The organism is uncultured Allobosea sp., from assembly GCF_945957345.1.
GTDB lineage: Bacteria > Pseudomonadota > Alphaproteobacteria > Rhizobiales > Beijerinckiaceae > Allobosea.
In genome coordinates this window covers 1-9,657 of sequence record NZ_CAMFKW010000088.1, presented here as the reverse complement: position 1 = coordinate 9,657, position 9,657 = coordinate 1, and the positions used below count along the sequence as shown (strand labels likewise).

Annotated in this window: 12 protein-coding genes; 7 read left to right on the top strand and 5 right to left on the bottom strand. The window is 67.0% G+C overall.

Annotated elements, in window-relative coordinates; genetic code table 11:
• A partial coding sequence (locus tag Q0Q36_RS24325) for a sulfite exporter TauE/SafE family protein (RefSeq protein WP_293802331.1) occupies positions 1 to 669 on the top strand: 669 nt, incomplete at its 5' end.
• A gap of 98 nt (positions 670 to 767) precedes the next feature.
• Positions 768 to 2,396, top strand: coding sequence for an acyl-CoA synthetase (locus tag Q0Q36_RS24320; protein WP_293802329.1), 1,629 nt, complete (start codon positions 768 to 770; stop codon positions 2,394 to 2,396).
• Between the two features lie 148 nt (positions 2,397 to 2,544).
• Here Q0Q36_RS24320 and Q0Q36_RS24315 read toward each other — a convergent pair whose 3' ends face one another.
• The 3 genes from Q0Q36_RS24315 to Q0Q36_RS24305 form a co-directional block, all read right to left on the bottom strand.
• On the bottom strand, positions 2,545 to 3,051 hold the full coding sequence (locus tag Q0Q36_RS24315) for a YidB family protein (protein WP_293802327.1): 507 nt from the start codon (positions 3,049 to 3,051) through the stop codon (positions 2,545 to 2,547).
• 76 nt (positions 3,052 to 3,127) lie between these two features.
• Positions 3,128 to 3,388, bottom strand: coding sequence for a GlsB/YeaQ/YmgE family stress response membrane protein (locus tag Q0Q36_RS24310; protein ID WP_265056002.1), 261 nt, complete (start codon positions 3,386 to 3,388; stop codon positions 3,128 to 3,130).
• A 180-nt stretch (positions 3,389 to 3,568) separates the two neighbouring features.
• Positions 3,569 to 3,757 carry a DUF465 domain-containing protein gene (locus Q0Q36_RS24305; protein ID WP_199091974.1) on the bottom strand — a complete coding sequence of 63 codons (189 nt, stop codon included), beginning with the start codon at positions 3,755 to 3,757 and terminating at the stop codon, positions 3,569 to 3,571.
• A 229-nt stretch (positions 3,758 to 3,986) separates the two neighbouring features.
• Between Q0Q36_RS24305 and Q0Q36_RS24300 the strand changes: the two genes are divergently transcribed.
• The 5 genes from Q0Q36_RS24300 to Q0Q36_RS24280 all read left to right on the top strand — a co-directional run bounded on the left by Q0Q36_RS24300 (position 3,987) and on the right by Q0Q36_RS24280 (position 7,396).
• Positions 3,987 to 4,205: a DUF465 domain-containing protein gene (locus tag Q0Q36_RS24300; RefSeq protein WP_265056003.1), complete on the top strand. Its 219-nt coding sequence runs from the start codon at positions 3,987 to 3,989 to the stop codon at positions 4,203 to 4,205.
• An 89-nt stretch (positions 4,206 to 4,294) separates the two neighbouring features.
• A complete protein-coding gene (gene purE / locus Q0Q36_RS24295) occupies positions 4,295 to 4,795 on the top strand; it encodes a 5-(carboxyamino)imidazole ribonucleotide mutase (protein ID WP_265056004.1) in 501 nt (166 codons plus the stop codon).
• Positions 4,792 to 5,898 (top strand): 5-(carboxyamino)imidazole ribonucleotide synthase, encoded by a 1,107-nt coding sequence (locus Q0Q36_RS24290; protein WP_293802324.1) that lies wholly within the window; start codon positions 4,792 to 4,794, stop codon positions 5,896 to 5,898. Before purE ends, Q0Q36_RS24290 begins: the two co-directional genes overlap by 4 nt.
• A 166-nt stretch (positions 5,899 to 6,064) precedes the next feature.
• A complete protein-coding gene (gene rpsU / locus Q0Q36_RS24285; RefSeq protein WP_047579559.1) occupies positions 6,065 to 6,298 on the top strand; it encodes a 30S ribosomal protein S21 in 234 nt (77 codons plus the stop codon).
• 243 nt (positions 6,299 to 6,541) lie between these two features.
• Positions 6,542 to 7,396 (top strand): tetratricopeptide repeat protein, encoded by an 855-nt coding sequence (locus Q0Q36_RS24280; protein ID WP_293802322.1) that lies wholly within the window; start codon positions 6,542 to 6,544, stop codon positions 7,394 to 7,396.
• A gap of 8 nt (positions 7,397 to 7,404) precedes the next feature.
• Here the strand turns inward: Q0Q36_RS24280 and Q0Q36_RS24275 are convergent, their stop codons facing one another.
• Together Q0Q36_RS24275 and Q0Q36_RS24270 are read right to left on the bottom strand one after the other, a co-directional pair.
• Positions 7,405 to 8,277: an alpha/beta fold hydrolase gene (locus tag Q0Q36_RS24275; protein WP_293802333.1), complete on the bottom strand. Its 873-nt coding sequence runs from the start codon at positions 8,275 to 8,277 to the stop codon at positions 7,405 to 7,407.
• Positions 8,278 to 8,356: 79 nt separating this feature from the next.
• Positions 8,357 to 9,657: NAD(P)(+) transhydrogenase (Re/Si-specific) subunit beta (locus Q0Q36_RS24270; RefSeq protein WP_293802320.1), on the bottom strand; the 1,301-nt coding region annotated here is incomplete at its 5' end.

The window sequence follows — 9,657 nt, the reverse complement described above, 5'->3', positions numbered from 1 at the left end:
CTGCCGCTGATGGCGCTGGTCGTCTCGCCGGTGACGGCGGCCGCGATCATGCTGCCGCTGCTGATCGCGCAGGATGTCGTCTCGGTCTGGTCCTATCGCCGCGATTTCGACCGCCGCAATCTCGCGACGCTGGCGCCCGGCGCCCTGCTCGGCATCCTCATCGGCTATCTGCTGGCGGCACGGGTCTCGGACGCCGCTGTCGTGCTCGCGGTTGGGCTGATCTCGGTCGGCTTCGCGCTGCGCCGCATGCTGAGCGACGGCAAGAAGCCGGCAGTTGCCACGCAGGCGAACTGGAGTGCCGGCAGCCTCTGGGGCTTCCTCTGCGGCTTCACCAGCATGGTCGCCCATGCCGGCGGCCCGCCCTTCCAAATCTATGTCATGCCGCAGAAGCTGAAGCCCGCGATCTTCGTCGGCACCGGTGCGATCTTCTTCGCCGCGATGAACCTGGTGAAGCTCGTGCCCTATCTCGCGCTCGGGCAGCTCAACAGCCAGAACCTGATGGCCTCCGCGGCGCTGCTGCCTTTCGCGATCGCCGCGACCTTCGCCGGTGTCTGGCTGGTCCGGCGCGTTCCGGCCGAGCGCTTCTATGGCATCGTCTACTGGCTCCTGCTGCTGGTCGGCGCCAAGCTGGTCTTCGACGGCGTGCGCGACCTGCATCTCCTCGGCTGAGCCGCGCCCGCGCGATTGCGCCGCATCGGAAAAAGGGATGGATTACGCAGGCAGGCGCCAGCCGCTAAGGCTGTCCGCGCTTGCGAGGAAGGCTCCCGATGACCCGTTCGGCCTATGACACCGATCTCGACCGCAATCCGGCGAACTACCAGCCGCTGACGCCGCTCGCCTTCCTGGAGCGCGCAGCTTCGGTCTTCCCCGACCGCACCGCGATCATCCACGGACCGCTGCGCCGCTCCTATGCCGATTTCTACGCCCGCTCGCGCCGCCTCTCCTCGGCACTGGCGAAGCACGGCATCGGCAAGAACGACACGGTCGCGGTGATGCTGCCGAACACCCCGGCCATGCTCGAATGCCATTACGGGGTGCCGATGGCCGGCGCGGTTCTGAACACACTGAACACCCGCCTCGACGCAGCGATCATCGCCTTTTCGCTGGATCATGGCGGGGCGAAGGTGCTGATCACCGACCGCGAGTTCTCCGGGACGATCAAGGCGGCGCTGACGCTCTGCAAGGCGAAGCCGATCGTCATCGACTATGACGACCCCGTCTATGACGGCCCCGGCGAGCGGTTGGGCGAGATCGAATACGAGGATTTCATCGCCTCCGGCGACCCGGATTTCGACTGGCTGATGCCGTCGGACGAGTGGGACGCCATCGCGCTGAACTACACCTCTGGCACCACCGGCGCCCCCAAGGGCGTGGTCTATCACCATCGCGGCGCCAACCTGCTGGCAACGTCCAACGTCATCACCGGCAATATGGGCCGGCACCCTGTCTATCTCTGGACGCTGCCGATGTTCCACTGCAACGGCTGGTGCTTCCCCTGGACGATCTCGATCGTCGCCGGCACTCATGTCTGCCTGCGCCAGGTCCGCGCCAAGGCGATGTACGATGCGCTCGCCGACCATGGCGTGACCCATCTGTGCGGCGCGCCGATCGTGATGTCGACACTGCTCAACGCCCCGGCCGAGGAGCGCCGCGACTTCCCGCAGACGGTGTCCTTCTTCACCGCCGCCGCCCCGCCGCCGGAGGCCGTGCTCGCCGGCATGAAGCAAGCCGGCTTCGAGGTGACGCATCTCTACGGGCTGACCGAGTGCTACGGTCCCTCCGTCGTCAACGACTGGAACGACGACTGGAACGCCCTGTCGCCTGCCGATCAGGCCGCCAAGAAGGCCCGGCAGGGCGTGCGCTATCCCGCGCTGGAAGGGCTCGACGTGCTCGATCCCGAGACGATGCAGCCCGTCCCGCGCGACGGCCAGACGCTCGGCGAGGTGATGATGCGCGGCAATGTCGTGATGAGGGGCTATCTCGGCAACCCGAAAGCGACCGCGGCCGCCTTCGCGGGTGGCTGGTTCCACACCGGCGATCTCGGCGTGCGCTATCCCGACGGCTATATCCAGCTCAAGGACCGCTCGAAGGACATCATCATCTCCGGCGGCGAGAACATCTCCTCGATCGAGGTCGAGGACGCGCTCTACAAGCACCCGGCCGTGCAGGCGGCAGCCGTGGTCGCCCGCCCCGACGAGAAATGGGGCGAGACGCCTTGCGCCTTCATCGAATTGAAGCCGGGCAAGGCAGCGACCGAGGCCGAGATCATCGCTTGGTGCCGCGAGCATCTGGCGTCGTTCAAATGCCCGCGGACGATCGTCTTCGCCGAGGTGCCGAAGACCTCGACCGGCAAAATCCAGAAATTCCGCCTGCGCGAGATGGCGCGGGCGCTGTAGCGCAGAGCACTCGGCACCCACGCTCCTGAACCGTCATGCTCGCCCTTGTGGCGAGCATCCACGTCTTGAACACGACCTTCGACCAGCGAAGACGTGGATGGTCGGGACAAGCCCGACCATGACGCAGAAAGCCGGACGGCCGCGGCCCTCAAGCCCCGGCGCGGTCGATCCGCCCGTTTGGCGTGAAGCGGTCGACCGTTTCCGGTAGAACCTGGGACAGCCGATCCAGCAACTCGTCGCGCGATAGGCCCGTCCGCTGCGCGATCGCGTCGATCACCTGCGGGCCGAGCGCCTGTTCGAGATCGTTCGGAGCGACGTTCTGGTTGGGGCCGTGCTGCACCCAGGAATCGACCTTGTCGCCCTGCCCCGCCTGCCTGAACCGGTCGGAAAGCTCGCCGAGCCCGCCATTCAGCACGCTGCCGATACCACCGGCGCCGAGCAGACCGCCGAGACCACCGAGAAGCCCGCCGCCATCGCCCTGCGGCGCCGCTCCGGCCTGTCCCGGCTGCGGGGCCGGCACCTGCCCGGGCTGCGGCTGGCTGTGCCCGCCAAGCCATTCCGCGATCTTGTCGCGATTCTGAAAGCCTGCGACCGCGACGAGCCCGAGAAGGGCGGTCAGGGACGGAAAGCCGCTGCTGCTGTTGTCGTCACTCACGGCATTCACTCCATCTGGGAGAAAAACCGGCTCAAGTCTCGAGATGAACTCGGGCCGGTGCGAGAAAGCTCAGGGGTCAGACCGCGCGGTTGCGGCCGGCGATCGCACCCCAGACGACCAGCACGATAATGGCGCCGACGACCGCGCCGATCAGCCCGGCTCCCTGCCCCGGTGCGTACCAGCCGAGCGACTGGCCGAGATAGGTCGCGACGAAGGCTCCGATGATGCCGAGAATGGTCGTCAGAATGAAACCGGAGGGCTCGTTCGAGCCCGGCATGATGAACTTGGCGATGACGCCGGCAATGAAACCGATGATGATGGTCCAGACGATACCCATGGCTATCTCCCCCGCGCGACGCGCGCCCGGCCTCAACCGGCCACCGCGAAAGAAGTTCCCGCTGATTTGTGTCAATCCGTTGACGAAGCGTTTCGCGCGGGCCGCCAACGAAAAACCGGCCCTTTCGGGCCGGTTCATCCGCATCTTCATAGCCTTCGACGGGCCGGTCGGCCCATCGGCTCAATGCAAGGTTCGCTCCGGAATGGTCATCCGTACGCGTTCGATCTCATCCTTCAGTTGCAACTTCTTCCGCTTCAGCTCTGCGAGGCTGAGGTCACTCGAAGACGGGCTCGCCACAGCTTGGGCGATGGCATCTTCGAGCTGACGGTGCTTGCGCTCGAGTTCCGCAAGACGGGTCTGCAACGACATCTGGATCCTCCTGATGAGCGGTTGACGTCCCAATCTGGCATAGAGCCGGCTTCACGTCTTCCCCGTGCCGTCACACGGCATTCATGAGATTCTGTGATCGTCACCGGTCCGTTTCCGGAAAGCCGTGAATAGATGGCTTCCCGATGCCTGACGCCGCCTTGCCCGCACTTGCGGGACTCAGGGCGGCACGCGCATAGTCGCCCCCGATCAAGGCGATGATGAGATGCCCATGGGATTCGAGCTCAGCCCGGAAGAGGTCGAGACCTTCACCTCGGAGCTCGCGCGGTTGCGCGAGGAACATCGCGACCTCGACAGCGCCATCGACGCGCTGGAACGCGTGGGCTCGATCAACCAGGTCCAGGTCCAGCGCCTGAAGAAGCGCAAGCTCTACCTCAAGGACCGCATCGCCCAGATCGAGGACGCGCTGACGCCCGACATCATCGCCTGAATCGGACGTTTGCGTCCGATTCGCCCTTGCTTCTGCGGCCCTGGCCGGTCTAGATCGCGCGCTTCCGGAGCCGAGCCCGAGCGCATTCCATGGCAGCCAGCAGCCCCCCCGTCGCCATCATCATGGGCAGCCAGTCCGACTGGGCGACGATGCGTCATGCGGCCGAGGCGCTCGACGCGCTCGCCATCCCCTATGACGCCCGCATCGTTTCGGCCCATCGCACGCCGGAGCGGCTCTTCGACTTCGCCAGGGGTGCCAAGGCCGAAGGCTTCAAGGTCGTGATCGCCGGGGCCGGCGGCGCCGCTCATCTGCCGGGCATGACGGCCTCGCTGACGCCCCTTCCGGTCTTCGGGGTGCCCGTCGAATCCAAGGCCCTGTCGGGCCAGGACAGCCTGCTCTCGATCGTGCAGATGCCGGCTGGCATCCCCGTCGGCACGCTTGCCATCGGCCGCGCCGGCGCCGTCAACGCCGCCCTCCTCGCCGCCGCGGTGCTTGCCCTTTCCGATACGGCGCTGGCCGAGCGGCTCGACGCCTACCGCGCCCGCCAGAGCGCCGGCATCGCCGAGCGCCCCAACCGGGACGAGGCATGAGCGCGCCCGTTCCCACCGGCCTTGCGCCCGGGGCCATGCTCGGCATCCTCGGTGGCGGCCAGCTCGCCCGGATGATGGCCCTCGCCGCCGCCGATCTCGGCATCCGCTGCCACATCTTCGCGCCCGAGACCGATAGCCCGGCCTTTGATGTCGCGGCGCGCCACACGGTCGCCGAATACGAGGATGAGGAGGCGCTCGCCCGCTTTGCCGGCGCCGTCGATGTCGTCACCTACGAATTCGAGAACGTTCCGGCCGCGACCGCCGCCTTCCTCGCCGCGCGCGTGCCGCTGCATCCGGGCGCGCGCGCCCTGGCAGTGACGCAGGACCGGCTCAGCGAGAAGCGCTTCGTCTCCGAACTCGGCCTCGCCGTCGCGCCCTTCCGCGCCGTCGATACGCTGGCCGATCTCGAAACGGCGGCGGCCGAGCTTGGCCGCCCCTCAGTCCTGAAGACGCGCCGCTTCGGCTATGACGGCAAGGGCCAGGTCAAGATCGCGCCGGGCAGCGACCTCGCCGAAGCGCATGAGGCGATCGGGCGCTTTCCGGCGATTCTCGAAGGCTTCGTCTCGTTCGTGCGCGAGGTCTCGGTCGTCGCGGCGCGTGGGCTCGACGGCTCCTTCGCCGCCTTCGACGTCTGCGAGAACGAGCACCGCGACCACATTCTCGCCTATACCCGCATCCCCGCGAATCTCTCGGAGGGCGCCTCGCTGCAGGCAATCGAGGCGGCCCGCCGCATCGGCGAGGCGCTCGGCTATGTCGGCGTCTTCGCCGTGGAGATGTTCGTGCTGGAGGCGGAGGACGGCCTTGCCGAGCGTGTCGTGGTCAACGAGATCGCCCCGCGCGTCCATAATTCCGGGCATTGGACCAGCGAAGGCGCGCAGACCTCGCAGTTCCACCAGCATGTCCGCGCCGTCTGCGGCTTCCCGCTCGGCGCCACCGCCCGGCGCGGCCGTGTCGAGATGGAGAATCTGATCGGCGCGAGCGCATTGCGCTGGCGTGAATTGCTGGCCGAGCCCGGCGCGCATCTTCATCTCTACGGCAAGCGCGATGCCCGCCCGGGCCGCAAGATGGGCCATGTCACCCGCATTCTCGACGAGGGCGCCTAGGCGCTGGATGCAGGGCCGGTCTGAAACGGCCTCAGACCCGATTTTCACGGGTTTGTGGCGTGGACAGGCGAAATGAATTCTGCTATCCGCACCCATCTTCGCGTGGTGGGCTCGTTCCGCCGCCGGCCCCCATTTCTGGATCAACCGCTAAGGACGGACGTTTCACGTGCAGGTTCTCGTTCGCGACAACAATGTCGATCAGGCGCTCCGCGCCCTCAAGAAGAAGATGCAGCGCGAAGGCATCTTCCGTGAGATGAAGCTCCGTGGTCACTACGAGAAGCCGTCCGAGAAGCGCGCTCGCGAGTCGGCCGAGGCCGTGCGCCGCGCCCGCAAGCTCCAGCGCAAGAAGCTCCAGCGCGAGGGCCTTCTGCCCGCGCCGGTGAAGCCCAAGCGCCCCTGAGACCCTCATGGCGATCCTCGTGGGGTCGTCACGACAGGGCCGATAGCGATTCGCGCCTGGAGCCCGCTCCGGGCGCGTTGTCATTTCAGCGACGTTAACCAAGTTTTGGCGGGTTTCGGGCGTTGTCTCCGGCAGTGCGCTGTCGGCGGGGAGCGCGATCACGCCGCGGCGGCCGCAAGGCCGGTCATCTCCGGGGATCGGGGGCATCGCGGCAGGCGAAGCACGAGACCGATGAGGCAGAGCATGATCCGACGCAGTAACTGGTTGGCCGCAGCCGGCATCGCGCTGGCGCTCGCGGGTTGCGACACCGTTTCCAATCTCGGTTCCCAGCCCGCCGTCGCCGAGCTGGACACCCGCGACACCGCCGATGCCAGCGTCAATATCAGTTCGCTGAGCGACGTCATCTCGCGCAACCCGAACGATCCCGGCGCCTACAACACCCGTGGCGCGGCTTATGCCCGCGTCGGTCGCTTCTCGGATGCGATCGGGGATTTCACCAAGGCGATCCAGCTCGATCCGAACCTCGCCTCCGCCTATACGAATCGCGGCCTCGCCTTGCGCCAGAGCGGCCGTGCCGATTCGGCGCTCGCCGATTTCAACCGCGCCACCACGGCCAATCCGAACTATGCGCCGGCCTATATCGCCCGCGCCAACCTGCTGCGCCAGCAGAACAACAGCCAGCAGGCACTGGCCGATCTCAATACCGCGATCCGGCTCAATCCAGAATCCGCGGAAGCCTTCCATGCCCGCGGCCTCGTCTACCAGAAGGAAGGCCAGCACCAGAACGCCGTCACCGATTTCGACTCGGTGATCGACCGCAACCCATATACCGCGCCGCCCTATATCGCCCGTGGCCAGAGCCTGAACGCGCTCGGCAAATACGACGCAGCGCAGGAGGACTTCACCGCCGCGCTGAACGTCGACAATCGCAATGCCGATGCCTGGGCCGGCCGCGGCTTCGCCTTCGAGAAGCTCGGCAAGAAGGCCGAAGCCTCGGAAGCCTATCAGCGCGCGCTTGCGCTCGACGGCAACAACGCCATTGCCCGCGCCGGCTCCTCGCGCCTCGGCGGCGGTGGCGGCGGCTTCTTCCGGAGCTGACGCGCCCGTCAGGGGCGCGGGCCGGCGGCGTCTGCGACCGTCCGGCTCTCCGCGCCCTTGATGTCGCCTGAAGCGACATCCGCCAGGAAGCGCCGGACTTCGGCAGCTGCTCCGTATTGCGGCAGGTCGGTATGCCGGCCCGCCGGGAAGCGCAGGAAGCGCTTGGGCGGGTTCGCAAGCGCATAGAGCTCCTCCCCCTGAGCAAAGGGGATGATCTGGTCGCGCTCGCCATGCAGCACGAGCAGCGGCACCTTGACCCGGCCGATGATCTCGTCGGAGCGGAACTGGTCCTTCATCGCCAGGCTGAGCGGCAGATAAGGGTAGAGGCGCTGCGCCACGGCCAGCGTCGAGCGATAGGGCGCCTCCAGAACCACCGCCTGAAGCGGTACCTCGGCTGCCAGCTTCAGCACCACCCCGGTACCGAGCGACTCGCCATAGCCGACCAGCCTGCCGGCGCCGAAGCGCGCGGCAGCCGCGCCATAGGCGGCCCGCGCGTCCTGCAGCAGCCCCTCCTCGCTCGGCAGGCCCGTGGACCCGCCATAGCCGCGATAGCTGATTGCGAAGAGCCCAGTGCCATCCTCGGTGAGCGCGCGGAAGCGGGCGATGCGCCCGGCCCGGCCGAGATTGCCGGCATTGCCATGGAAATAGAGCAGGACCGGCCTGCCCGCGCGCGGCGGCACGACCCAAGCAACCAGCCGCTCGCCATCGGCCGTGGCCACGCTGGTCTCTTCGGCGCCAGCAAGCCCGGCCGCAGTGATGTCCGCCCGCACCGGATCGCGCGGAAACACCATCTCCCGCTGTCGCAGGTAGAGCGTGCCCAGCCCGGCCGCATAGACCGCAAGTCCGAGCAGCAGCACCAGTTTCAGCACGCGCCGGATCATCACGCGATACAGGCTCCGGAAACGAAAGGGCCGGCGATCAAGCCGGCCCTTTGCAGCAATCCGATGACGGCTCGGTGCCTCAGTGCGCCATCGCCTTGACGATCTCGTCGGTGACCTTCTTGGCGTCGCCGAAGAGCATCATCGTGTTGGGCCGGAAGAACAGCTCGTTCTCGACACCGGCATAGCCCGCCGCCATGCCGCGCTTGATGAAGAGCACGGTCTTCGCCTTCTCGACGTCGAGGATCGGCATGCCGTAGATCGGCGACGACTTGTCGGTCTTCGCGGCCGGGTTGGTGACGTCATTGGCGCCGATGACGAAGGCGACGTCAGCCTGGCCGAATTCCGAGTTGATGTCCTCGAGCTCGAAGACCTCGTCATAGGGCACGTTGGCCTCGGCCAGCAGCACGTTCATATGGCCGGGCATGCGGCCCGCGACCGGGTGAATGGCGTATTTGACTTCGACGCCTTCCTTCTTGAGCAGGTCGGCCATCTCGCGCAGCGTGTGCTGCGCCTGCGCCACCGCCATGCCGTAGCCCGGCACGATGATGACCTTGGCGGCGTTCTTCATGATGTAGGCGGCATCGTCGGGCGAGCCCTGCTTGACCGGACGCGCCTCGACGGTGCCACCGGCAGCAGCGGCGGCATCGTCGCCGCCGAAGCCGCCGAGGATGACGGAGATGAAGCTCCGGTTCATCGCCTTGCACATGATGTAGGACAGGATCGCGCCGGACGAGCCGACCAGCGCGCCGGTGATGATCAGCGCCATGTTGCCAAGCGTGAAGCCGATGCCGGCGGCAGCCCAGCCCGAATACGAATTCAGCATCGAGACGACGACCGGCATGTCGGCGCCGCCGATCGGGATGATCAGCAGCACGCCGAGCACCAGCGAAACCGCGACGATCAGCCAGAAGACGGCGTGGCTCTCGCTCTTGATGAAGATCGCGAGCAGCACGACGAGCGCGATGCCGAGCCCGATATTGATGCCGTGGCGCTGCGGCAGCATGATCGGCTTGCCGCTCATCCGCCCGTCGAGCTTGAGGAAGGCGATGATCGAGCCGGTGAAGGTGATCGCGCCGATCGCGACGCCAAGCGCCATCTCGAACAGGCTGGAGCCGTGTATCGACCCGACATGGCCGATGCCGAAGGCTTCGGGCGCATAGAGCGCCGCCGCCGCCACCAGCACCGCGGCAAGGCCGACCAGCGAATGGAAGAAGGCGACGAGCTGCGGCATCTGCGTCATCTGCACGCGCTTGGCCATCACGGCGCCGATGCCACCGCCGATCGCGATGCCGAGGATGACGAGCAGCCAGCCAGAGAAGCCGGAAGGCGGGTAGAACACCACGGTCGTGGCGATGGCGATCGCCATGCCGATCATGCCGT

Coding starts and splice junctions, on each gene's coding strand:
- Q0Q36_RS24320 (WP_293802329.1), top strand. CDS start 768: ATGACCCGTTCGGCCTATGACACCGATCTCGACCGCAATCCGGCGAAC.
- Q0Q36_RS24310 (WP_265056002.1), bottom strand. CDS start 3,388: ATGGGTATCGTCTGGACCATCATCATCGGTTTCATTGCCGGCGTCATC.
- Q0Q36_RS24305 (WP_199091974.1), bottom strand. CDS start 3,757: ATGTCGTTGCAGACCCGTCTTGCGGAACTCGAGCGCAAGCACCGTCAG.
- Q0Q36_RS24300 (WP_265056003.1), top strand. CDS start 3,987: ATGGGATTCGAGCTCAGCCCGGAAGAGGTCGAGACCTTCACCTCGGAG.
- purE (WP_265056004.1), top strand. CDS start 4,295: ATGGCAGCCAGCAGCCCCCCCGTCGCCATCATCATGGGCAGCCAGTCC.
- Q0Q36_RS24290 (WP_293802324.1), top strand. CDS start 4,792: ATGAGCGCGCCCGTTCCCACCGGCCTTGCGCCCGGGGCCATGCTCGGC.
- Q0Q36_RS24280 (WP_293802322.1), top strand. CDS start 6,542: ATGATCCGACGCAGTAACTGGTTGGCCGCAGCCGGCATCGCGCTGGCG.
- Q0Q36_RS24275 (WP_293802333.1), bottom strand. CDS start 8,277: ATGATCCGGCGCGTGCTGAAACTGGTGCTGCTGCTCGGACTTGCGGTC.